The sequence below is a fragment of the Allosalinactinospora lopnorensis genome (assembly GCF_000981225.1).
Taxonomy (GTDB): domain Bacteria; phylum Actinomycetota; class Actinomycetes; order Streptosporangiales; family Streptosporangiaceae; genus Allosalinactinospora; species Allosalinactinospora lopnorensis.
The window spans coordinates 22,809-44,778 of the sequence record NZ_LAJC01000037.1; the positions used below are offsets into that span (position 1 = coordinate 22,809).

The window sequence follows — 21,970 nt, forward strand, 5'->3', positions numbered from 1 at the left end:
CGCCGGACCAGAGCGAGCCGCCGGGAGGCCCAATGGCCCTGAGAACGTCGTGCGCGTTCAATACGTCGCTGGAAAGCCACGAGCACGCCCGGATCGCCGAGCAGCTCGGGTATCAGCGCGCGTGGTTCTTCGACTCGCCGGCGCTCTATCCCGACGTCTGGGTGCAGCTGTGCCGCGCGGCGGAACGGACCGAACGCATCGGACTGGGCCCTGGGGTCATGGTGCCGGCCCTGCGCCATCCGATGACCAACGCGGCCGGTATCGCCACCCTGGTCTCGCTGGCCGGCGAGGACCGGGTCGCCGTCGGGGTGGGGTCGGGCTTCACCGGCCGACTGACCCTGGGCAAGCGGCCGGTCCCGTGGAGCGAGGTGGCCGAGTACATCCGGGTCGTCAGGGCGCTGCTGCGGGGCGAGCGGGCGCACTGGGACGGCGCCGTGATCGAGATGCTGCATCGCCCCGGCTTCGCACCGCCCCGCCCCATCGACGTGCCCTTCCTGGTCGGCGCCCAAGGCGACAAAGGGGCCACGGTGGCCCGCGAGCTCGGTGACGGGGTCTTCGGCGCCCCCCAGCCCGTTCCCGGTTTCGACTGGAGCGCGGTCCTGACGTTCGGCACCGTGCTCGCCGACGGCGAGGATCCGGGTTCGCCGCGGGCGGTGGAAGCTGCTGGACACGCGGCCGGCGTGATATTCCACTTCGCCCTGGAGTTCGACCGGCTTGAGATGATCCCCGACGGCCGGCGGTGGGCCGCCGCCTACGAGGAGGTTCCCGCGGAGATCCGCCATCTCGCCGTGCACGACGGGCACCTGTCCGACATCAACGAGTACGACCGGCCGTTCATCACCGGTGAGCTGCTGACCGGCCTCGGCCTGGCGCTGGGCCCTGACGGCTGGCGCGAGAAGCTCGCCCAGTTCGAGGAGGCCGGCGCGACCGAAGTGGTCTACCAGCCGGCCGGTCCGGACATCGCGCGAGAACTGGAGACGTTCGCCGAGGCGGCCCGGGGTTGACACCCCGCGCCGGTGCGATGCCGCCGGCGGGGCGCGACCAAGCGCCGGCCACCGACCGGTTTCGTCTCGATCGCCCTTCGGGGGAGAAGGGGACCCGGGCCCGGGAGTGCACGCGGACGCCTCCCGGGCCCCGGGTTTTTTCGCGCCGGTCGTGAGCGGATCAGCGACGGCCCGGCGGTGGTGGAGCACCGTCGGGCCGCTCGGCGTTTCAGGGGCGCCGATCATGGTGGTGGCGCCGAATTTAAGCGCCGGCTCTGGAGCCAGCGCCGTCTTAGGCGGTTTGCCAGGCGGTGGCGAAATACCGCTGATAGCGGCGCGGCATCACAGGAAAACAATTCGGTCTTGGACATTTTCCGCGCCGCGGAGTTAGGAAAGAAATGGAGGGCGCGACGCGCGGCCCGGCCACGCCCCGTTCCCGGTTCCCGTCCGGGAGTCGACCGCCTGCACGGAGAGCACACCATGAACGACCGCACCTCCGACCGGCTGACGATCGGGGATCCGCCGGGCGAGAACGGCAGGAGACCCTTTGTCCTCGGACTCGGCGGCACCGTCCGCGAGGGCTCGTCCTCGGAACGGGTGCTCCGGTTCGCGCTGCGCTGCGCCGAGCAGGAGGGGGCCCACACCGGGATACTCTCCGCGGCCGAGCTGGACATCCCGATGTACGCGCCCGGGCGTTCCGAGCGCGACCTGCGCGCCCACCGACTGGTGCGGGCGGTCGCCGCCGCGGACGGGATCATCATCGCCTCCCCCGGTTACCACGGGGGGATCTCCGGGCTCATCAAGAACGCCCTGGACTACATCGAGGACCTGCGCGAGAACCCGCGCCCCTACCTCGACGGCCGCGCCGTGGGGTGCGTCGTCTGCGCTTCGGGCCCGCAGGCGGCCGCCACGACGCTGGTGTCGCTGCGCTCCGTCGTGCACGCGCTGCGCGGTTGGCCGACGCCGCTCGGCGTGGCGATCAACTCCGCCGAGACCAGTATCGACGACCCGGACAACGACCGGCATCCGCACGCCGACCTGCGCGTCCTGGCCCGGCAGGTCGTGGACTTCGCCGCCTCGCGGCCCGGGATACCGCTCCGGAGGCCCCAGCGCGACAGGGCCGCCGAGGGCTGAACCGGACCCCCGATCGCCGATAGCGACGGTGACAATTTCCGTTCTACCGAAAATCCGACTGATTGATAGCGGTAAGGCATCACAGGACCGTAATCCGGTCTTGGACATTTTCCGCGCCGCCGCGTTAAGACAGGGGGGACAGCCCGCCGGTGCGCTCCATTCTGCCAAGTTGCTCAAGGTGGCGAAACGATGCGACGAAACGACGCCCGGCCTCAAGGCCGCCCCAATTGGCTGTATTGGGTCGCCATGGCGGCACTCGCTGTCATGGTCGCCCTGAACTTCCCGTTCTGGCTCGACGGTTCGGTGGAACCGACAATCCTCGGCCTCCCGATCGTCTTCACCTATCATCTCGCTTCGCACTGCTCTCGGCCGCGGTGCTGTGGCTGCTGTTCACCGCGATCTGGCCTTCCGGTGACGAGGAGAGCGACGCCGGGCAGGGAGGTCGACCGCGATGACCATCCCCCTCCTCGTCGTGCTGCTCACGGCCGGCCTGTACTTCCTGGCCATCCTCTTCCTGGGCCGGATCAGCGCCCGCGGCGCCGGACGGGGGAAAGAGGAGTACTTCGTCGCCGGCCGGTCGCTGCGCGGCTTCGTCCTGTTCGCGAGCATGTTCGGCACCAACATGACCGCCTTCGTGATGCTCGGCCTGGCCGGGCAGAGCTACCGCGGCGGCCTGGGTACGTGGGCCATGCTCCTCGGGGCGTCCGTGCTGGTGCTGCCCATCCACTTCTACCTCGGCTACCGGTGCTGGCTGGTGGCGCGCCGCGAGGGCATCACCACGCCGTCGGAGTTCTACCGGGAGCGGTTCGGCAGCGAAACGCTCGGCGTAGTCGCCTTCTTCTTCCTCTGCCTGTGGACCCTGCCGGTGGTCCTGACGGGCGTCATCGGCGGCGCGCGCGTCTTCGAGTCCCTCACCGACGGGGGCGTCCCCTACTGGCTCGGCGCGTTCATCATCACCGCGGTCGTCGCCTACTACACCACAGCGGGCGGCATGCGGGCCACGGCCTGGACGAACACGCTGCAGACCACCGTGTTCCTGGGATTCCTGCTCCTCGCCGTCGTCTACGTCCCCATACACGCCGGCGGACCGGGCGCGCTCCTCAGCCAGGTCCAGGTGGCCGGCCCGCACCTGGCGACACGCGTGTGGGAGGAGCCGACAGGGCTCGGTCCCACGCTGAGCTTCTTCGTCCTCTTCAGCTCGGCGAACTTCGCGACCCCCTACCTCTGGGTCCGGATGATCTCCGCGCGCAGCGGGCGGAGCCTGCGCCAGATGGCGACGCTGTACCCGATCGCGATCGCGCTGGCCTGGGCACCGGCCGTCCTGCTCGGGGTGTGGGCGACGGCGATCGTCCCGGGGCTGGAGGGCCCCGCGGCCGACTCGGTCGTCTTCGCGCTGAGCGGTGCGATCTTCCCGACGTGGCTGGTCGCGCTCGGCCTGATCAGCCTGTTCGCCATCGTCATGTCGTCGATGGACGCGCAGGCGCTGACGATCAGCAACCTCTTCACGGTCGACGTCGTCCAGCGCTTCACCGGGCTGACCGACTCCGAGAAGGACCGCGCCAGGGTCGTCTGGTACGCCCGCTGCTTCGTCCTCGTCCTGCTGGCGATCCTCTACGGCGTCTCCCTGATGCCGCTGCCGACCGTCTTCGACCTGGCGACTTTCGCGTTCACCGGCTTCATGTGCTTCTTCCCGCTGATGGTGGGCGGGGTGCTCTGGCGCCGGGCGACCGCGGCCGGGGCCGTGGCGAGCGTCCTCGTCGGCCAGGCGGTGGCGATCACCGGGTTCCTGGAGCTGTACCCGTTCCCGTACGGCCTGCAGCCGCCCGTCTGGGTGGCCCTGAGCACGTGGGGGACGTTCGTGGTCGTGAGCCTGCTGACCCGGCCGCCGGACGCCGAGCGGATCGAGCGCTTCCACGGCGTGTGGGACCACGTGTGGCGCGCCAACCTCCCGCGCGGCCGGACGCCGGCGCCGTCGCCCCGCCGCGTCACCCCCGCTTCCTAACGCGCCACCCGAACGAAGGGACTAACGATGCCACAGGTAAGGGAGACGACGATCAGCGTGGGCGGGCACCCGGTCCGTTGTCTCCAGGGAGGCTCAGGGCCGATCCTGCTGTTCCTGCACGGTATGGCGGGGCTGCGGTCCGGAGCGCCGTTCCTGGACCGGCTCGCCGAGCGGTACCGGCTCATCGCCCCCGAGCATCCCGGTTTCGGGGAGACCGACGAGCTGGCCTGGATCGGCAGTGTCCGCGACGTCGCGACCCACTACACGCGGCTGCTCCGCGAGACGCTGCGGGGCGAACCGGTGTTCGTCGTCGGCCACTCCCTGGGCGGCTGGGTCGCGGTCGAGCTGGCCTTCGCCAACCCGGAGCCGGTCAGGAAACAGGTACTCGTCGCCCCCGCCGGCCTCCGCGGCGAGACCGAGGCGGTCGACCCCTTCATGGTCGACGACGAGCAACTGGCGGCGCTCGCGGTCGCCGAGAGCGCCGCAGCCCCGCCGGCCCCCGTCCCCTCCGACCGGTCCGCTATCCGCAACCGCCAGATGACGGCGCGGCTGGCGTGGAGCCCCCGGTTCGCCGACCCCACCCTCCCCTCGCGCCTGAACCAGGTGGCGGCGCCGACCCTGCTGCTGTGGGGGACCGAGGACCGGATCGTCCCGCCGGATCGGTGCCGGGGTTTCCAGGAACACCTGCCGGACGCCCGGGCCGCCACCATCGCCGGCGCCGGCCACCTGCCGATGATCGAGGCGGCGGACGCGTTCGTGGACGAAGTGGCCGCCTTCCTCACCGACTGAACGACCGGCGGTCGACCGCTGTAAGGAGTTCCCGTGAAGTTCCTCGCCTTCCACCTGATGCCCTACGCCGAGCCGGACGCCATGGCGGCGATCGAGCGCTCGGAACCGCGGCGCGCGTGGGTCACGTTCTCCAACACCCACTTCGACCCGAAGCGCGGAAGTGAGCTGTACCGGCGCTACCTCGACGAGCTGGTCCACGCCGTGGAGGTGGGGTTCGACGGTGTCGGCGTGAACGAGCACCACCAGAACGCGTACGGCACCATGCCGTCGCCGAACGTGATGGCGGCCGCTCTCACCCAGCGCCTCGACCGCGGTCTGATCGCCGTGCTGGGCAACGCGCTCCCGCTGCACCGCCCGCAGCAGATCGCCGAGCAGATCGCGATGCTCGACCTGCTCTCGGAAGGGCGGATCATCTCGGGTTTCGTGCGCGGGATCGGTTTCGAGTACCTCTCGTTCAACGTCAACCCCACGGAGTCCCGGGAACGGTTCCTCGAAGCGCACGACCTCATCATCCGGTCGTGGACGGAGCCGGGCCCCTTCTCCTGGCACGGGCGCTTCTACGACTACGACTACGTCAACGTCTGGCCGCGGCCCCTGCAGAAGCCGCACCCGCCGGTGTGGATCCCCTCCCAGGGCAGCAACGAGACAGTCCAGTGGGTCGCCGAACGCGGCTACAGCTACCTGCAGACCTTCACCAAGCGGCCCCGGCTGGCGGCCATCATGCGCGAGTTCCGGGAGGCCGCGCGGGCGGCCGGCCACACAGCGACACCGGAGCAGCAGGGGTGGGCCGTGCCGACCTACGTGGGCGAGTCCGACGAGCAGGCGCGCAGGGAGCTGGCGCCGCACGTCGACGTCTTCTTCAACAAGCTGCTGACCGGGGACGTGCACAACTGGTTCCCGCCCGGCTACCTGTCCGAGGAGTCCCACGCGCGCGTCGTGAGCTCGAAGTCGGACCTGTTCGCGCACAACGCCCACACGCTGGAGCGCCTGGAGGAGGACGGGATGATCGTCGTGGGCAGCGCCGAGACGGTCACCGAACGGTTCCGCGAAATCATCGACGAGACCGGTGTCGGCGTGGTCCTGCCGATCGTGCAGATGGGCAGCATGCCCCATGAGCAGACCATGGCGAGCATCGAACGGCTCGGGCGCCGGGTGCTGCCGAAGCTTCGGAACCACGTCAGCGCCGTCTACCGGGAGGAGGCCGCGGCCGGTCCGGGCTGAGGGGCCGGCGCGGCGCCTCGCTCCGGGGCGGCCACCGGCCCGGACGCGGCCCCTCTGTTGCGCACATCACACGGGCCATGATGTATTCGACGTCGTGAACCGTGGCGCGGTGACGCGGGGCCCGAACGCCTCCGAGTACCCCCAGCCCCTCACCAGGACGCCCGGCGGCGCGGACGGCCGAGAGGAGGGCTCTCCCATGGAGCTGCGCCAACTGCGTTACTTCATATCCGTCGCCGATGAACTGCACTTCCGCAGGGCGGCCGACCGCCTGCACATCGCGCAGCCGGCCCTCAGCAAGCAGATCTCCTCGCTGGAAAGGGACCTCGGGGTGCGGCTGCTGGAGCGTACGAGGCGCGAGGTGCGCCTGACGGAGGCCGGGGAGATCTTCCTTGAGGAGGCGCGCCAGGTGCTGGCGCAGGCCGAGCAGGCGACCGAGCGGGTGCGCGGGGCGAGCCGCGGGGAGACCGGCGTCCTGGAGATCGGCTTCATCGCGCCCGCGATCTACGAGGTGCTTCCCCGCGTGTTCCGCAGGTACTGCGTGCGCTACCCCAACGTCCGCCTCGCGCTGCACGAGTTGAACAACCACGTCGCGATACAGGAGGTCCTCGCGGGGCGGCTGCACGCGGCGTTCGTGCGGCTGCCGATCGAGGACAAGGGCCTACGCTGCGACACCGTGCTCGACGAGCCCGTCGTGCTCGCGCTGCCCGACAACCACCGCCTCACCGAGTACCGCGAGGTCGCGCTCACCGACGTCGCGGACGAGGCCTTCGTGATGATCCCCCGATCGCAGGAGCCGGCGCTGTACGACTACTACATCGCGCTGTGCCTGAACGCGGGCTTCAGCCCGAAGGTCGTGCACGAGGTGGACCGCACCCAGGTCGCGATCGGGCTGGTGGCGGGCCGGGCGGGCCTGGCCTTCGTGCCCGCCTCCGCCACGCGGATGCCCTGCCCGGGCGTAGTGTACCGCCACTTGGCGGAGCCCGCGCCCCGTTTCCGCCTGGGGGCGGTGTGGAGCGGGGAGGACACCTCGCACGTACTGGCGAGCTTCATCGAGGCACGGCCCTGGCGTGATGGCGACCCGGACGGCGAGGAGCCCCTCTCCCCCGAACTGCTGGTGGCCGCCGCGCCGCCTGGAACGGAGGAATGCCGGTGCCGAACGGACCGAATATAGACCCCCTGTTCGATGTGCGGGGGTCGTGCGTCGTAGTGACCGGGGCCGCCAGTGGTCTCGGCCTCGCCGTCGCGACGGGCCTGGCCGAGCGGGGCGCCGCCGTGGCGATGGCCGACGTGGACGGGGAGGGGCTGGAGGAGGCGTGCGCGGCACTCCTCGCCCGGGACCTGGAGGTCTTCGCCGTCCGGACGGACATCGCCGACCCGGACCGCGTGGAGGACCTCTTCAACGAGGTCGTCGCCAGAACGGGGCGGGTCGACGTCGTGTTCGCCAACGCCGGGATCAGCGGCGGGCCGAGCTACCGCGAGCCCGGCGGCGAGGTCGACGGCGTGGACATGAAGGCGTGGGACCGGGTGCGCGAGGTGAACCTGGACGGGGTGTTCCACACCCTGCGGGCCGCCGCCCGCCGGATGAAGCCGCAGCGGAGCGGGAAGATCATCGTGACCGCCTCGATCGCCGGGCTGCGCGCCGACCCGATGGTCGGCTACTCCTACGCCGCGGCCAAGGCGGCCGTCGTCAACGTGGTGAAGCAGGCGTCCCTGGAACTGGCGCCCTACGGCGTGACGGTGAACGCGATCGCCCCGGGGTCGTTCCGGACGAACATCGCCGCCCAGCGGGAGAGGTCCCCGGCCTTCGAGGAGGGCTGGAGATCCGCGGTTCCGCTCGGGCGGTGGGGGGACCCGGCCGAACTGCAGGGCCTGGCGCTGCTGCTCGCCTCGCCCGCGTCCAGTTTCATGACCGGGGGCGTCTACCCGGTGGACGGGGGCGCGCTGGCGCGCTCCCACACGTTCTGAGACCACGGAACCGCCGACCGCGGCTGCCGGCGGCTTCCTGACGCGAACGGGGCCGGAGCCGCAGACGAGGCCCCGTCCGCGGGTCGACGCCGGCCGGCTCAGTACTCCTTGCGCAGCGATTCGGCGGCGGCGACCAGCGAACGGAGCTTACCCAGGGCGGAATCGCGCGGCAGGTATTTCATCCCGCAGTCGGGGGCGAGCACGAGGTTCTCCGGCGCGACGTGGGCCAGCGCCCGCTTCGCCCGGTCGACGACGGTCCGCGGCTCCTCCACGAACGGATCGGAGAGGTCCAGCACGCCGAGGATGATGGTCTTGCCGGGCAGGCGCTCCAGGATCGAGCAGTCGAGGCCGGACTGCGCGGTCTCGATGGAGATCTGGTCAACGGGGGAGTCCGCCAGCTCCGGAAGGAAGGAGTAGGCGTCCGGTCGGTCGTGGATGATCGCGGCGTAGCCGAAGCAGATGTGCACCGCGGTCGTCCCGGGGCCCCTTCGAGCGCGCGCGACAGCACCTCGACCCCGTACTCCTGCGCCTTGGCCGCACGGGCCTGCATGTACGGCTCGTCCAGCTGGACGATGTCGGCCCCGGCGGCGAACGTCTCGTGCACCTCCTCGTTGACCGCAGCGGCGTAGGCCAGCGCCAGCGACCGCTCGTCGGAGTAGTGGTCGTTCTGGGCCTGCTGCGCCATCGTGAACGGCCCCGGGATGGTGACCTTGATGGGCTTGTCCGTGTGCCCGCGCAGGAAAGCGGCGTCGCGGGCCGCCACGGCGGCGCGGCGCCGGATGGGGCCGGCGACGCGCGGGACCGGGTTCGGCTCCCCGCTGCGGTCGAGCGCCACCCCGGGATTGTCGATGTCGACGCCCTCCAGCGCGGTGGCGAAGTGGTTGGAGTAGCTCTCCCGGCGCGCCTCGCCGTCGGTGAAGATGTCCAGCCCCGCGGAGAGCTGGGCCTGCACCGCGAGTGTGGTGGCGTCGTCGAGCGCCTCCTCCAGGAGGTCGTCGCCGATCCGCCACAGCTCGCGGGCGCGGACCCTGGGCGGGAAGCGGTCTTTGAGCCTGTCCCGGTCGATGAGCCAGTACGGCTGCGGGTAACTTCCGACGAGCGACGTGGGAAACAGCATCGGACCTTCCTCCGTGTCGGCGCGCCGGATGCGGTGCGGCTCTCCTCGCCCCGGCGCTGTGTGATCTCCGACCATCGCCGCCGCTCCGGCCGGACACGTCGAGGTTAAATATTTTTTCTGATGGTCACAACGCGTTCCACAATAAATTCTTCTCTACAGAATTTCATGGCTGAGCGGTGCCCCGGATCCGCCACCCCGCACGCGGTCCGCCCCACCGCGGCCGCCGCCGAGGACGCCGGCCGCGAGGCCGGCAGGGGAGCGCCGGCTCGGACCACTACATCGGCTGTGTCGAACCGGGCGGAGTCCCGCCGTCGACGGTGTCCAGCATCTCCCGCCCCTGAGCGTAGGCGTCCAGGAGCTTGGGCCGGTGTAGTGGGCGCGGGCGAGGCGGGTGAGTTCCCCGTCCGCGTTGACGGCCACGGTGTTGCCGAGGTGCTCGAAGAGGGGCGCGTCCGACATCGAATCGCCGTAGGCGATGCAGCGTTGCGGGGGAATCCCCTTCCGCTTCCTGCCGTCCTCGACGATATCGACCTTGTCCTGCGGGATCAGGATGTTCTCCGGGGTGATCGGAGAGGCGAACGGCAGAGCCGGGAAGCGGGACGCCACCACCTCGTCGAAGCCGAACCGGAGCAGGAGCCGCGCGAAGAAGTCCGGAGACATGCTTACTACCAGGGAGTGCTCGCCGCGGGAGCGGATGTCCGAGCACACGTCCGCGATCCCCTCAAGGAACGGGCTGCCCTCGAACGCTGAGGCGACGTCGTCCTCGGTGAGCTCGTCCCAGAGCCGGTGGATACGCTGCGCGAAGCCGCGTGTGTCGATCTCCCGGCGCCGGAAGCTGTCCTCCAGCTCGACGAGTTGCGCCTCGCAACGGAGGAAGCGTGCGATCTCCAGGCTGGCGGTGGTACCCGCGAGGAGGGTTCCGTCCATGTCGAAGACGTGCAGTGAAGTCATGTTCTCCTAATCGTTTCGGCAGGGCGTGGGTCCGGGGAAAGGAGGGACCGCGGAACGGAGGGGGCGTTCTCAGCGCGAACCGGTATCGCCCCCCTTCCCACCAGCGGCCTGCTCCCCCGGCCGGACCCGGCTCCACCACAGGAGAAGGAGCCCCACCAGGCAGTAGCACGCGCTGGCGGACAGTGCCCACGGTGTCATGTCGCCGGGCGCGCCCCATACCGTCCCGTAAAGGACGGTGGCGACCAGGGCCAGCCCTATCGCGCCTCCCGCCTGCTGGCCGGTGGCCAGCAGGCTGGCCGTCACCCCGTGCCGTCCTCCGGCCACCGCGTTGACCGCCATGATGTTCGCTGCGGGGAAGATGAACGCCACTCCGATACCGATGAGGGTCGACGCCGGAAAGACGGACAGCCAGTAGCTGCGCCCGGCGGTCATGAGGAGGAGGAGAAGGGTCCCCGAACCGAGCAGCGCGAACCCCAGCGCCAGTGTCCTGACGGGGCCGATTCTCCCGGTCAGCGTCGCCCCGAGCGAGGACAGCAGCAGGACCATGGCCCCCTGCGGGAGAAGCGCGACCCCGGCGAGGAAAGCGCCGTAGCCAGATCCTCCTGCAGTCCCGTACCTGCGAGGAAGAGGGACGACGTCACCGTGCCGAACCCCAGGGCCAGACTTCCGACGCCGATCAGGACCGGACGGGCGGAGACGACGTCGCGCGGGAGCGGCGGGGACGCCCCCCTCCGCTGCAGCGTGAGGAACCATGCGGCCGGTACCAGCGCCGTGGCGGCCGTGGCGAGGCTCAGCCCCCATAGCCGGTTCTGCGCCATCGCCGCCGCGGCGATCACGGCCACCAGGGTCCAGGCGATGAGAAGGGAACTGCCCCAGGGAGGCGATGTCCGCGATTCGGGCCTGTGCGCGGGCACGCTCGTCACGGCCCCGATGACCGCGGCGAGGGCGCAGGGCACGTAGACCCAGAATCCCCAGCGCCAGTCGAGCAGTTCCGTCGAGGCTCCGGCCGCGAGGAGGCCCAGCCCGAAGCCGGCGGCTCCGGTCGCGCTGTAGACGGCGAGGGCCTGGTCGCGGGGCCGGCCCTCCTCGAAGGTGTTGGTGATGATGGATACGGCGGCCGGGAGGGAGAGCGCCGCCCCCAGCCCCTGGAGGGCGCGTGCCGTGACCAGCTGCACCGCGCCATCGGCCGCTCCGGCGAGGATGGAGGCGGCGCCGAAGAGGCCGACCCCGGCGATGAAGACGCGCCGCCGTCCGAAGGCGTCCGCGCACTGACCACCCAGCATCAGCAGACCCGCGAAGGATGCGAGGAAGGCGGCGACCACGAGGGACAGCGAGGAGTCGGACAGGCCGAGGTCCCGCTGGATCGCGGGGAGCTGGATGTTCGTACTCGACAGGCTCATGCCCTCCAGCAGAAGGGCGGTGCACATCACGGCCAGCAGCGTCCGGCGACGTACTGGTGTGCGCGAGGTGGTGGAGGCGGTTGTTCGGGTCACGTGTGCTCCGGCACGGGGTGGGGGAAGCGTGAGCCGCCGGTGCTGGTCTGCGGGGACAGCGAATAGGCGATATCAGGTCGGGGCAGGCCCCTCGCCCCGAGGACGGCCAGCAAGTCCGCGGTCGGCGGGAAGAGCGGTCCGGGAAGACGGTCGAGGGGGAACCAGCTCCAGGAGGCGAAGTTCTCCGGCTCCGTGACGGCGGGGGCCGCCTCGGCCGGCACTTCGACCGAGACCCCGGCGGTCAGCCACGGGGAGGTTCCGCCAGTGCGGAGGCACAGGCAGAACGCCGAGGCGGTGTCTACCTGAACCCCGGTCTCCTCCCGGAGTTCGCGCAGCCCGGCGGCCTCGAAACTCTCGTCGGCCTCAAGGCGGCCGCCGGGGAGGCACCACAGGCGGGATTCCCCGGTATTGATCCGTTCCCCCAGGAGGACACGACCGTCCGGATTCCGGGCCACGACCCCGACGCCGATGGTGGGGGGCGGGGTTTCGTGTGTGCTCACGCGGGGTCTCCTTGTGACCGGGGCCGCGTCTTCTTCAGGGTGCGAGCCGCGTAGTACCCGCTGATCATCGCTGCGACGATGCCTCGGAAAAGCCCGCACGCGTCCCCCGCGACCCATAGCGGCGCGTCGGGGCTGCGCAGGTCGCCGTCGACCTGCGGATACCAGCCCACGCCTTCGAGCGTCGGGCCGATGAGGGCGGTCTCCTCGTCACGGATGGCGGGAAACCTTTCGCTGATCCTTACTAGACCGCTTCGGATGAGCTCGTAGACCTCCTCTCCGTAGGTCCTGCTCATCAGTTGCTCGGCGGTAGAGGTCCGAGCCAGGACGTCCGCCAGCGGAAGGGTGAACGCGCCATCGCTGCTCGAAGCCGCGCGCAGGAGCCGCTGCAGGCCGTCGCGGGCGATCTCCGGTACTTCGACCCGGGTGTTGAACCCGATGTTGGACTCGCTGGTGGGTGGTCCGTCGGCGCGCCCGGAGACGGTCCACAGCCCCTGGGTGCGCGTCAGTACCGCCTCTCCCCGCCGGCACGCGCAGAAGGTGCGCCATTCGGTGGTCTGCTCGGGGGTGAGAAAGCGCAGTTTGGGGTCGAGTTGGCCCAGGTCTGCGAAGAAGGCGCGGTCGGCGGGCTGGCGGATCCGCACACCGGCTTCGAGCCGTTTGAACGTCCAGGATCTGACCAGGCCGCTGAGGTGGAGGGGACCGAACCGGCCGGTCGCCACCAGAAGCCGCTTCGCCTCCAGGTCAAAGGGGTCTCCCCCCGGCCTCGAGCACCGCACGACATGGGCCTGCCGTTCCCCGTCATACGCAGCGGACTCGACGTGGGTCTGCGTCAACACGTCGCAGCCGAGCGTGGAGACGAGCTTGTCGGTCAGGGCCAGGCGGGTCGGCAGATCGAGGTAGCTCGAAGGGTATTCCTTCAGTACCCATTCCCCCTTTCCCGCGGAGTACTGGTCGGGACTCTCCGGGAACGGCGGGACGTCGAGACCGAGAGGGGTGAGGATCTCCGAGGTCCAGTCATAGGCTCGTCGAAGCGCCTCGCGGTCGGGAAGCCTCCACAAAGCGCTGGCGGAGGGAAAGAAGGAGAACTTCCCGTCCGAGAACAGCCCGGCCCCGCCGTGCCCGCAGGTCATGTCCTCAGGGTGGTGCCGGTCGCGTTCCTGGACAGACCTTCCCGAATCCAGAAGAGCGATACGTTGCCCTTCGTTGTCCAATTCCTGAGCAGCGGCGAGCCCCGCCGGGCCGGCGCCGATGACAAGGACGTCGTATTTCAGCATGTGAGATCCAAGCCTCAGATTCCCGTTTACTCGTGCGAGGACGCGGAGAAGCGAATTCGCTTCAGCCGGTTCTGACCTCTCGGATGTCGGGAAGATTTCGGTGTCGGTCCGCGTAGTCGATCCCGTTGCCCGCGACCCAGTGCACGTCGATATCGAACCCCACGTACTCGACCTGAACGGGATGCCTGAGCGATTTCGGCTTCCTGAGAAGCGAGCAGATCTCCACTGAATCGGCCCCCAGGCCCTTGAAGTGCGAGACGAGGTGATGGAGAGTCAGTCCGGAGTCGACGATGTCCTCGACCAGGATCACGTCCCGACCAGCAGGGTCCTGGGACACGTCGCCGAGGATGCGCACAGTCCCATCGGTGGTGTCCCCCATTCCGTAAGTCGAAGCGCGTATCCAGTCCACCCCTACCGGCAGGGACACGTGGCGAGCGAGGTCGGCCGCGAAGAAGGCCGCCCCTTTCAAGACTCCCACCAGCAGCGGAGAGCGGCCTTCGTAATCGCGGGATATCTCGTTACCGAGTTCGCCCACTCTCCGAATTATCCGCTCCTGGGACACAACGATTTCACCAAGTGTTTCCTGGTGGTTCTGCTCGACAAAAAAGTGGCTGTTCATCTCATTCGATCCGAGAGTTAAAGATTTCCGTGCAAATCCGCCCGTCATCCTAGGGGCGGATCAAGTGACATTCAACGAATTGACGCCATCCGGCCACGCGACAGAGAATGCCCCTTTTGACCTGCACGAAGACACCGGTGGCCCACACAACACCGAAGAATGTGTTTGCACTTCGTTCGCCCCGGGTAGGGCTGTCAAAATTTATTCTTCAGACAGGTTTGCGTTGCGCGGTCCTCCGCCACGAGGGTCGCGAAGGAATCACGATCTTCGCCGGGATCGCGTGCCCCGGATCGCCCCTCATAGCTGTTCAGGGCCGTTCCTGCCGGAACCGGATCCGACCAGACCAACCCCACTATGGGCGCCTTCGTGGCTCCAGGTGGACGGAGGGCTCGCCGGGCCTCCTCTCTGTGGCCACCTGCGGCCATATATTTTCTGTAAGCGTGGTGCGCTGCGGGTTCGCGCCGGCCGTTTATGATCCGCGGCATCCCTATTGCGGTCTGGGGCCGTTCTCGCCCTCTGCGCTTCGCCACCGGCCGATATTCTTCCCTCCCGCGCGGACCATGGGGAAATTCCCGACATCGGCATGTGCGCGCGATACCCGTAACTCGCGTTTTCCCACCTGAGCGGAGCGACGAATGAGGCACTACTGAACTGAGTCGCTTCCAGGAAGGGCTACGCGCCACCCACCAAGGCCAGCCATCGAACAACACGGCCATCGGGCGCAGCTACGGCTCCACGCTGGCCGACCACACCGCGATGGACGAGGAGATGGTGATCCCGATGTCGCTCATCCGCTCCCTGGAGGGCTACATCCCGACCGCGACCGAAGCCACAAGGAGTAGGTGGTGCTCCCGACGGAGCGTGGGTCCTCACGGCCGCATGCCGCTGGACCGGCGCGGCGAGCCGACTACGGCCGGAACGGGGTACCTCAGCTCCTGCGGGCGTTGAGGGTGTTGATGGTGATCCAGGCGCCGAGGCAGGCCGCGGTGGGGACGGCGACGATCAGGGCCAGGGCGAGGTGCCGGGTACGGCGGGCGTCGCACGCGTTGACCGCGTTCTGCTGGTCCGGGTGCCACAACTCGGCCTCCCGCCGCTGCCCGGACTCGTCCACGCTGTAGTCCCACCAGGTGTCCTCGAGATTGCCCGGGTACTTGTAGGACGGCCCGGCTCCGAGCACGGAGGCGCACTTCGTCGTGCGCCCCGTCGATCCGACGGTCTTTCCGTACGGCGGAACGACCAGCAGGGCAAGCACGATCACGCAGCCGGCTACCGCGACCAGACGCAGTTTCCGCGGCGTCTCACTCGGCACGAAACCGCCTTCGAACTCGGGTCCAGGGACGGACGGCGGCAATTCTCCCAAAAGTGGCGACGCCTGGCGGGTCGGCGATCGCGGCGCGATCTCCCCATGCCGTGTCGAGTTGTCAGCCCTGTTCCCGGCAGGTGAGCCGGTCCTGGAGTTCTTCCAGTGCGGCGATCATGCCTGCTGGCGCGGTACCGCGCACCCGCTGGGGCTCCCCTTATGGCCGGATCCGGTCGGTTCCCTTCAGAGCCGTGTCCTTACACCTTCGGAGTCGTCGTTTCCGCTCTTGAACGTCTCAATCGCCAAAGTAGGGCGGGGGAAGCACCGCTTTTAGGCCCCGGGCTAGGGCTCCTAGGCCCAAGACGCCCGGTCGCCCCGCTCGTTAGTCTGCGCATTCGGTCTCTTTTGGTTTCTTCGGTTCTGGGCTGTTCGGGGGTGTGGCGTGCCGAGGCCGGGGCCGGAAAGATCGAGTACGGCGCCCTGGTCATCTTCGTCGCCGCGGTGGTGGTGACGGTCGTGGCCTACGGCCTGCCCGGTGACGTCCGGGCGCTGCTGGAGCGCGGCGTGTGCCTGATCCCCGGCGACCAGGAATGCGAGGAGGTCGTCGCCGGCAGCGACGACGACAGCGCCGGACCCGGCGACGGCAGCGAGGACGGCAACGGCGCAGACGAGAGCGGGGAGCAGGGCGAGGAGAATGCTGCGGGGGGCGAGGAGTCCGGCGAGGGCGGGGACGCCGCCGAGTACGACCCCGCCCTGGCCCAGGACCTCGAAGAGGAGGAGGACGCCGAAGACATCGACCACAGCCAACCCTGGATCCGCGCCACCGAGAGAACCGACTCACCCGTCGTGGACGTCGCACGCTTCGAAAGCGTCTCCGAACTCGAAACCGGCCTACGAGAAGAAGCCTCCCGCACGGAAAACGCCTCTCTGTTCCACCACCCCGCCTCCGAGACACCCGACCAGCTCCAGGCGGTGGTCCCCGACCCCGACGGCACGATCGTCCAACGGTGGACCTCCCCACCGAACACCCACCCCGCCGACGACTGAGAAGACAAAGAGAACCCGCGACGGCGACCGCAACAAAGGACGGTTTCGTCACCGCGGCCCAGGCCCGCCGATCACACGGCGGCCAGGTCCCGCAGGCCGGGTTGCCCGTGGGGCCCACCCCTCCCCCGGAGCAACCCGCAGACGGACACGCGCAGGGTGGAACGAAGGACACCAGCACGAATTACCCGGGTATATTTACGAGCTCCCTGACGGAACAAAAATAAAGAAAAGATCGAAATCCAGCGGCGCAACGATAGACATATCCATTCCCGGAGAGAAGGACAAGAAGGTGCATCTCCCATGAACTTCGAAGGAAGCACAGGGCGGTGCCATGGCGTCGTAGCTGCATCCGAGGCCAGAACGTGTGCTGTGTGAAGAAGCGGCGGCCGTTAATACTCGCGGACCGGGAGGATACCGCGATCCGCCACGGGAGAGGTGAGGGCGTGCGCGAGGCCGCCGACCCCGCCGAACGCGCCGCGCAACTCTCCATCACCGCCGTATTGGAGGAACGTCCAGCCGACTGCATCGACCCTGGCAGCACCGTCCTGCCCTACCGGGCAGCATGTGCCTCGGCCCGGCGACGAACCGAAGCGGCCGTACTGAAGGGCCACACCGGCTGGGTGAACGCGATATGCGCCTACACCGGTCCCGACGGCCAGCCACGCCTCGCCACCGGGAGCCAGGACCGGACGGTGTGCATCTGGAACCCGCAGACCGGCACGCAGTTGCTCAGTATCCCCGTCCACCATCCGGCCCGGGCCCTCGCGCGCGTTGGCCGGCGCCTTTTCGTCGGGATGGATGCCGGGCTCCTGGCGATCGACCTGCACGTCTGATGGTTCTTCCCCGGTGCGCGGGATCGCGGAACGGTTCTGTCCGCGTTCCGCACTAACGTCGCCCTCGGGCCGGTACCCAGCACCGGAGCCCTCTTCCAGGCGTCTACGGCTAGGACACGCGATGACCGGCACCCCTGTCTTCTCCCAGCGGGTCCTCAACCGCACGCTGCTCCAGCGCCAGTTCCTTCTCGAACGCACCTCGCGCGGCGTCCCCGCGGTCATCGAACACCTGGTGGCGATGCAGGCACAGGAACCCAACTGGCCCTACGTCGGGCTGTGGACCCGGCTGGCGGGCTTTCGGCACGAGGCGCTGACCTATCTGCTGCACGACGGAACCGTGGTGCGCTCCACCATGCTCCGCGTGACCCAGCACCTGGCCGGCGCCGCCGACTACGCCTGGCTGCGGCCCGCCCTGCAGCCGCTGATGGACCGGCACGTGCGCGCGTCCTACTACACCGAGCAGACGAACGGGCTGGACCTCGCCGAGGTCACCGCCACCGCCGTGGAGTTTCTCGGTGACCGGACGGTGCCTCGGCGGGAGCTGAACCGGATGCTCGCCGAGCGCTATCCAAGGCGGAAGGGGGCGCAATTGGCCGGGGCGGTGGAAACCCGGTGGGGCTGGTGCACCCCCCGCCGGGCTGCACGTGGGGCTCGTGGAGCAGCCGCGCCGTGATGCCGGTGGCGGTGGCGCGGGCGTGGACCGGGCTGCCCATGGACCCCGCTCCAGGTGTGGAACGGATGGTTGCGCGCTACCTGGCCGCGTTCGGCCCGGCCGGCATCCGCGACCTGTCCACGTGGAGCGGGCTCCCGCAGCGCTTGCTCCGCCCGGCGGTCGAGAGGCTGGGCGGCCGGCTGCGCACCTACCGCGATGAGCAGGGCAGGCAACTGTTCGACGTGCCCGACGCGCCGCTGGCCGATCCCGAACTCCCCGCCCCGGCGCGGTTCCTGCCCGGCTACGACAACCTCATCCTCTCGCACGCCGACCGGTCCCGGGTGATCAGCGACGCCGAACGCCCCAGGGTGAGCAGCGGCGCCGTCGTGCAGCCGACCTTCCTCGTCGACGGGTTCGTCCGCGGCGTCTGGTCACTGGAGGGGCCGGTCCTGCGCATCCATCCTTTCCGGCCGCTGCCGGAGGCGGACACCGCGGCGCTGCTGGCCGAGGCCGATCACCTGGCCGCTTTCGTCGCCGACGAGGGGACCGAGCCGAGGGTCGAGTTCTCGGTGTGACCCGTCGGCGCCGCCGCCCGCCGCACTTGACCTCAACAAAACTTGAGGTCCTACGGTCGGTCGCATCGCCATGGGGCGGACCGCTTCGGCGCGAGCCCCGCCGTCCCGTCCGCAGAGGGGAACACATGACGACCGACACCGCGCAGCGCGCCACGGGGCGGGCGTGGCTGGGGCTGGCCGTCCTGACGCTGCCGCTGATCATGGCGGCAACCGACATGACCGTGCTCTTTCTCGCGCCGCCGACCTCGCTCCGGGCAGCACGCAACTGCTGTGGATTCTGCATGCCGGGGAGTTCCTTGCCGTGGGGTTCGCGCTGACGATGGGCCGGCTGGCCAGGCGCCTCGGCCCGCGCCGCCTGCTGGTCATCGGGGGCGGCGCCTACGGTCTGGCCTCGTTCGCGGCGGCCTACTCCGTCAGCCCGGAGATGCTGATCGGCATGCGGGGGCTGCTCGGTGTGGCGGCGGCGACGCTGCTCCCGAGCGTCATGGCGCTGCTGCGCGGCATGTTCCACGACTCCCGCCAGTTCTCGGTGGCGGTCGCGGTGGTCATGACGTCCTTCTCCGCCGGTATGGCCCTCGGCCCGCCGCTGGGCGGGATGCTGCTGGAGCACTTCTGGTGGGGGGCGGTGTTCCTGGTCAACGTGCCGGTCGCCGTACTGCTTCTGGCCGGCGTCCCGATGCTGCCCGCCCTCCGGGGTGAAGAGGCCGGGAGGGTGGACATGGCCAGCGTGGCGCTGTCGCTGGGTGCCATCGTCGCTGTGGTCTTCGGCCTGCAGGAGATCGCCGACAAGCTGGCCGGAGCCGCCGGGGCACCGCTGTGGCCCTATGTCGGCTCGGTGGTGGCGGGCCTGGTGCTGCTGGGGGTGTTCGTCCGGCGGCAGCTGCGGCTGGCCGACCCGCTGTTGGACCTGCGGGTCTTCGCCGCCCCGACCTTCACCGTCTCCCTGGTGGCCCTGCTGCTGATGCTGCTGGCTATCGGGGGGACCGACATGCTGTTCGTCCAGTACCTGCAGACGGTGCTCGGCCTCTCCCCCGGCCACGCGGGACTGCTGCTGCTCGCCCCTGCCCTGGCCTCCGCCGTGGGGGCGATGCTGGCTCCGGCACTGACCCGCTGGGTGCGCCCGGCCTTCGCCATGGCGGGCGGGCTGCTCGTCGCGGCCGGCGGCGCGGTGGCGATTGTGCTGCTGGAGGGGCATACCGGCGCGGTGGCCCTCGTCGCCGTGGTGACTCTTATCGCGCTGGCGCTGGGGCCGCTCTTCACCCTGGCCGCGAACCTGATCGTGGGCATCGCTCCGGCGCGGCACGCCGGGTCGGCCGCGGCCATGACCGATGTGGGCGGCGGGTTCGGCAACGCCTGAGCCTGGCCTTCCTGGGCAGCCTCTCCGCCGTGGTCTACCGGTCGGCGCTGGGCGGGGCCGTCCCCGAGGAGGTCCCCGAGCAGGCGGCGGAGGCGGCCCGGGAGAGCATCGGCGGGGCCGCCGCCGTGGCGGAGGGCCTGTCCGGCGCCGAGGGGCGGGCGCTGCTTGAGGCCGCGCAGTCTGCCTTCGGGCTGGGCCTGCAGAGCGCCTACGGGTTCGGCGCGGTTCTGCTGACCCTGGTGGCGGTCCTCGTCGCCTGGTGGTTGCGCCACGCCGGCATCGCCACGGCGGAAACCGAGGACGGCCCCGGAGACCCCGCGGCGCAGGCGGCCGAGCGGCCGGTTCCGGAGCGCTCCGAGGCACCGGCCGGGGAGCCGACGGCGCAGAGCCCAGAGGAGGAGCTGGTTGAGGCCGGGTGCTGACCAAGGCCGTCCCCGGCCGGTCCGGCCGGGGACGGCCTTCCGCCGTTCACGGGGAACCGTTCCCTCCCTTGAGAGGAACGGTGCGCTCAGGGACGGCGGGCGGTGTGGGGCCAGATGGCGAGGAGGAGGGTGTCGGTGTCGGGGGCTTGGGTGAGACCTGTGGGGGTGGCGGCCCAGTAGGACTGGGTGGTTTCGCCGAACCAGACCACCAGGTGCGGGTGGTGGGCCTGGATCGCGGCGGCCCGGCGGTGCTCGGTGGCGAACTCGGCGCGGTGGCCGCGCAGGCGGGGATGGCGCGCTGCGCCCGGCAGGCGGGGTGGGCGCACCGGTCGCAGGCGACGTCCACAGGTGCGCGTGTGGGCGGAACGGTCCGCGCCGGTCTTGAGGCGGGAGTCCCCTTGATCCGTGCGGGCGGGGGCGCCGGGTGCGAGGGCGGCGGGAGCCGGGCCAGGGGCGGAAGCGGGGGTGGGCCGGGGGCTGGCGATAGTCTCGGGCATTGGTTCCATTCCGTTTCGTTGCAAGGGGTCTGGGATCAGGGCCCGGGAGGTGTGGTAGCACCTTCCCGGGCCCCTCGGCGTCGTGAGGGCGCCGATCATGGAACTGAGGCCGGATCCGACCGCCGATCCTGGAGGCAGCGCCAGATCAGGCGGCCTGCCAGGCGCTGTCGGCCAGGTCGTAGGCCAGGTGGAACCACACGTGGCGGTGCGAGGGGCGCCCGCAATCGCCCCAAGCCGTAGCGAAGGCATCCACCAACGCCAACCCGCGCCCCTGCTCCTCAAAAGGGTCGGCGCCCCGCCGGGGCTTGGGCAGGTGGTGGCGCTCCCGGTAAAGGAGCGCGGCTGGTGGGCGAAGTACCGCGACGTCTTCCGTAACGAAGCCCTGCCGGACTTCGAGGCCGAGGCAACCGACATCCGGACCTGCGAGTCACAAGTCATCCCCGGATTGCTGCAGACTCCGGAGTACGCGGAAGCGATCTTTCTCGGCGGCAGGTACGAGGGAGCAGAGGCGATCCAGCGCCGGGTGGAGGCCCGGATGGCACGACGTGAGATCCTCACCAAGTTCAACCCCGTGCACCTTCGTGCCGTCATCGATGAGTCAGTGCTCCAGCGAGCCATCGGCGGTAAAGAGGTGATGGCGGGCCAGCTCAAGCACCTCTTGTACATGGCGAAGATGCCCAACGTAGACGTTCAGATCCTCCCCTTGGAGGTAGGCGCGCACGCCGCTCTGACGGCCCCGTTCATGATCCTGGACTTCCCCAACCCTCTTGATCCCTCAATCGTCTGCGTCGAGACGCTGACCGATGCCCTGTACCTCGAACTACCAGAGGACGTACAGCGGTATAGCGTGACGTTTGGTGACGTACAGGGCTCAGCCGTGAGCACGGCCCGCTCTGCCGCGATCGTGTCCGATGCGCTGGAATCTTTAAGAGAGTGACCAATGACTGACGAGCTGGCGTTCCGGAGAAGCAGCTACAGCGGCCAAGGAGTGAACTGCGTCGAAGTGGCCGATCTCCCTCCGGGGCCGTCCTGCGCGACTCGAAGCACCCTGAAGCTGGGCACCTCACCTTCCCCGCCGCCGAGTGGGACGCCTTCCTCACCGCCGCCCGCAACGACAAGCTGTAATCTCGCCCCACCTGCGCCGATCTTGACAAGGCCGGGCCTCTTCCGCTGAGGAGGCCCCACTACGGTCAAGATCGGCGGGTTTAGGCGCAGACGCTCAGAGAAGACCGTGTGCGC

At 69.7% G+C, this 21,970-nt stretch carries 22 protein-coding genes and 4 pseudogenes; 15 read left to right on the forward strand and 11 right to left on the reverse strand.

Features of this window, described 5'->3' with window-relative positions:
• The first annotated feature begins 32 nt into the window (after positions 1 to 32).
• The 7 genes from VS93_RS14715 (at position 33) to VS93_RS14745 (ending at position 8,094) form a co-directional block, all read left to right on the forward strand.
• Complete coding sequence (locus VS93_RS14715; protein ID WP_201776649.1) at positions 33 to 1,004, forward strand: LLM class flavin-dependent oxidoreductase; 972 nt, start codon at positions 33 to 35, stop codon at positions 1,002 to 1,004.
• A gap of 459 nt (positions 1,005 to 1,463) precedes the next feature.
• Positions 1,464 to 2,117: an NADPH-dependent FMN reductase gene (locus VS93_RS14720; protein ID WP_052745767.1), complete on the forward strand. Its 654-nt coding sequence runs from the start codon at positions 1,464 to 1,466 to the stop codon at positions 2,115 to 2,117.
• A gap of 451 nt (positions 2,118 to 2,568) precedes the next feature.
• The gene (locus VS93_RS14725; RefSeq protein WP_046470501.1) at positions 2,569 to 4,119 is read left to right on the forward strand and encodes a sodium:solute symporter family protein; all 1,551 of its coding nucleotides are present in this window, start codon (positions 2,569 to 2,571) and stop codon (positions 4,117 to 4,119) included.
• Between the two features lie 27 nt (positions 4,120 to 4,146).
• Positions 4,147 to 4,908: an alpha/beta fold hydrolase gene (locus VS93_RS14730; protein ID WP_082126896.1), complete on the forward strand. Its 762-nt coding sequence runs from the start codon at positions 4,147 to 4,149 to the stop codon at positions 4,906 to 4,908.
• Positions 4,909 to 4,941: 33 nt separating this feature from the next.
• Positions 4,942 to 6,129, forward strand: coding sequence for an LLM class flavin-dependent oxidoreductase (locus tag VS93_RS14735; protein ID WP_046470502.1), 1,188 nt, complete (start codon positions 4,942 to 4,944; stop codon positions 6,127 to 6,129).
• Positions 6,130 to 6,325: 196 nt separating this feature from the next.
• The gene (locus VS93_RS14740; RefSeq protein WP_052745769.1) at positions 6,326 to 7,300 is read left to right on the forward strand and encodes a LysR substrate-binding domain-containing protein; all 975 of its coding nucleotides are present in this window, start codon (positions 6,326 to 6,328) and stop codon (positions 7,298 to 7,300) included.
• Positions 7,279 to 8,094 carry an SDR family NAD(P)-dependent oxidoreductase gene (locus VS93_RS14745; RefSeq protein WP_201776650.1) on the forward strand — a complete coding sequence of 272 codons (816 nt, stop codon included), beginning with the start codon at positions 7,279 to 7,281 and terminating at the stop codon, positions 8,092 to 8,094. The genes VS93_RS14740 and VS93_RS14745 overlap by 22 nt, the downstream gene beginning before the upstream one ends.
• A gap of 98 nt (positions 8,095 to 8,192) precedes the next feature.
• Here VS93_RS14745 and VS93_RS33430 read toward each other — a convergent pair whose 3' ends face one another.
• The 9 genes and pseudogenes from VS93_RS33430 to VS93_RS14795 form a co-directional block, all read right to left on the reverse strand.
• Positions 8,193 to 8,561, reverse strand: a complete 369-nt coding sequence (locus tag VS93_RS33430) for a hypothetical protein (RefSeq protein WP_394298823.1) — start codon at positions 8,559 to 8,561, stop codon at positions 8,193 to 8,195.
• Positions 8,562 to 8,599: 38 nt separating this feature from the next.
• A pseudogene (locus tag VS93_RS14750) lies at positions 8,600 to 9,286 on the reverse strand (hypothetical protein); the annotation flags it as partial.
• A 78-nt stretch (positions 9,287 to 9,364) separates the two neighbouring features.
• The gene (locus VS93_RS14755) at positions 9,365 to 10,162 is read right to left on the reverse strand and encodes an HAD family hydrolase (RefSeq protein ID WP_156184846.1); all 798 of its coding nucleotides are present in this window, start codon (positions 10,160 to 10,162) and stop codon (positions 9,365 to 9,367) included.
• Positions 10,163 to 10,231: 69 nt separating this feature from the next.
• Positions 10,232 to 10,708, reverse strand: a complete 477-nt coding sequence (locus VS93_RS14760; RefSeq protein ID WP_046470504.1) for an MFS transporter — start codon at positions 10,706 to 10,708, stop codon at positions 10,232 to 10,234.
• Positions 10,672 to 11,655 carry an MFS transporter gene (locus VS93_RS14765; protein WP_052745770.1) on the reverse strand — a complete coding sequence of 328 codons (984 nt, stop codon included), beginning with the start codon at positions 11,653 to 11,655 and terminating at the stop codon, positions 10,672 to 10,674. Before VS93_RS14765 ends, VS93_RS14760 begins: the two co-directional genes overlap by 37 nt.
• Complete coding sequence (locus VS93_RS14770) at positions 11,652 to 12,155, reverse strand: nucleotide triphosphate diphosphatase NUDT15 (protein WP_052745771.1); 504 nt, start codon at positions 12,153 to 12,155, stop codon at positions 11,652 to 11,654. The genes VS93_RS14765 and VS93_RS14770 overlap by 4 nt, the downstream gene beginning before the upstream one ends.
• Complete coding sequence (locus tag VS93_RS14775) at positions 12,152 to 13,429, reverse strand: FAD-dependent oxidoreductase (RefSeq protein ID WP_082126899.1); 1,278 nt, start codon at positions 13,427 to 13,429, stop codon at positions 12,152 to 12,154. The genes VS93_RS14770 and VS93_RS14775 overlap by 4 nt, the downstream gene beginning before the upstream one ends.
• Before the next feature lie 61 nt (positions 13,430 to 13,490).
• On the reverse strand, positions 13,491 to 14,048 hold the full coding sequence (gene hpt / locus VS93_RS14785) for a hypoxanthine phosphoribosyltransferase (RefSeq protein WP_046470507.1): 558 nt from the start codon (positions 14,046 to 14,048) through the stop codon (positions 13,491 to 13,493).
• Positions 14,049 to 14,976: 928 nt separating this feature from the next.
• Positions 14,977 to 15,357: a hypothetical protein gene (locus tag VS93_RS14795; RefSeq protein ID WP_156184848.1), complete on the reverse strand. Its 381-nt coding sequence runs from the start codon at positions 15,355 to 15,357 to the stop codon at positions 14,977 to 14,979.
• Between the two features lie 426 nt (positions 15,358 to 15,783).
• Between VS93_RS14795 and VS93_RS14800 the strand changes: the two genes are divergently transcribed.
• The 6 genes and pseudogenes from VS93_RS14800 (at position 15,784) to VS93_RS33010 (ending at position 20,234) form a co-directional block, all read left to right on the forward strand.
• The gene (locus VS93_RS14800) at positions 15,784 to 16,395 is read left to right on the forward strand and encodes a hypothetical protein (RefSeq protein ID WP_046470510.1); all 612 of its coding nucleotides are present in this window, start codon (positions 15,784 to 15,786) and stop codon (positions 16,393 to 16,395) included.
• Between the two features lie 443 nt (positions 16,396 to 16,838).
• A complete protein-coding gene (locus VS93_RS14805) occupies positions 16,839 to 17,228 on the forward strand; it encodes a WD40 repeat domain-containing protein (protein WP_046470511.1) in 390 nt (129 codons plus the stop codon).
• 238 nt (positions 17,229 to 17,466) lie between these two features.
• Positions 17,467 to 18,455, forward strand: a pseudogene (locus VS93_RS33435) (winged helix DNA-binding domain-containing protein).
• 125 nt (positions 18,456 to 18,580) lie between these two features.
• The gene (locus tag VS93_RS33005) at positions 18,581 to 18,772 is read left to right on the forward strand and encodes a hypothetical protein (RefSeq protein ID WP_338022746.1); all 192 of its coding nucleotides are present in this window, start codon (positions 18,581 to 18,583) and stop codon (positions 18,770 to 18,772) included.
• On the forward strand, positions 18,733 to 19,812 hold the full coding sequence (locus tag VS93_RS14815) for an MFS transporter (protein ID WP_338022745.1): 1,080 nt from the start codon (positions 18,733 to 18,735) through the stop codon (positions 19,810 to 19,812). Before VS93_RS33005 ends, VS93_RS14815 begins: the two co-directional genes overlap by 40 nt.
• A 29-nt stretch (positions 19,813 to 19,841) precedes the next feature.
• Entirely contained in the window at positions 19,842 to 20,234 is a 393-nt protein-coding gene (locus tag VS93_RS33010; protein ID WP_338022744.1) for a hypothetical protein, read from the forward strand.
• Between the two features lie 86 nt (positions 20,235 to 20,320).
• On the opposite strand, the gene VS93_RS31725 is transcribed toward VS93_RS33010, so the two are convergent.
• On the reverse strand, positions 20,321 to 20,731 hold the full coding sequence (locus tag VS93_RS31725) for a hypothetical protein (RefSeq protein ID WP_236700554.1): 411 nt from the start codon (positions 20,729 to 20,731) through the stop codon (positions 20,321 to 20,323).
• Positions 20,732 to 20,876: 145 nt separating this feature from the next.
• Positions 20,877 to 21,011, reverse strand: a pseudogene (locus tag VS93_RS28190) (ATP-binding protein); the annotation flags it as partial.
• A 36-nt stretch (positions 21,012 to 21,047) separates the two neighbouring features.
• Here VS93_RS28190 and VS93_RS14830 point away from each other — a divergent pair.
• Both VS93_RS14830 and VS93_RS28195 read left to right on the forward strand, forming a co-directional pair.
• On the forward strand, positions 21,048 to 21,668 hold the full coding sequence (locus VS93_RS14830) for a DUF5753 domain-containing protein (protein WP_162231687.1): 621 nt from the start codon (positions 21,048 to 21,050) through the stop codon (positions 21,666 to 21,668).
• Between the two features lie 21 nt (positions 21,669 to 21,689).
• A pseudogene (locus tag VS93_RS28195) lies at positions 21,690 to 21,856 on the forward strand (DUF397 domain-containing protein); the annotation flags it as partial.
• Positions 21,857 to 21,970: the final 114 nt, after the last annotated feature.

Coding starts and splice junctions, on each gene's coding strand:
- VS93_RS14740 (WP_052745769.1), top strand. CDS start 6,326: ATGGAGCTGCGCCAACTGCGTTACTTCATATCCGTCGCCGATGAACTG.
- hpt (WP_046470507.1), bottom strand. CDS start 14,048: ATGAACAGCCACTTTTTTGTCGAGCAGAACCACCAGGAAACACTTGGT.
- VS93_RS14775 (WP_082126899.1), bottom strand. CDS start 13,429: ATGCTGAAATACGACGTCCTTGTCATCGGCGCCGGCCCGGCGGGGCTC.
- VS93_RS14730 (WP_082126896.1), top strand. CDS start 4,147: ATGCCACAGGTAAGGGAGACGACGATCAGCGTGGGCGGGCACCCGGTC.
- VS93_RS31725 (WP_236700554.1), bottom strand. CDS start 20,731: ATGCCCGAGACTATCGCCAGCCCCCGGCCCACCCCCGCTTCCGCCCCT.
- VS93_RS14715 (WP_201776649.1), top strand. CDS start 33: ATGGCCCTGAGAACGTCGTGCGCGTTCAATACGTCGCTGGAAAGCCAC.
- VS93_RS33005 (WP_338022746.1), top strand. CDS start 18,581: ATGACGACCGACACCGCGCAGCGCGCCACGGGGCGGGCGTGGCTGGGG.
- VS93_RS14720 (WP_052745767.1), top strand. CDS start 1,464: ATGAACGACCGCACCTCCGACCGGCTGACGATCGGGGATCCGCCGGGC.
- VS93_RS14725 (WP_046470501.1), top strand. CDS start 2,569: ATGACCATCCCCCTCCTCGTCGTGCTGCTCACGGCCGGCCTGTACTTC.
- VS93_RS14760 (WP_046470504.1), bottom strand. CDS start 10,708: ATGGTCCTGCTGCTGTCCTCGCTCGGGGCGACGCTGACCGGGAGAATC.
- VS93_RS14755 (WP_156184846.1), bottom strand. CDS start 10,162: ATGACTTCACTGCACGTCTTCGACATGGACGGAACCCTCCTCGCGGGT.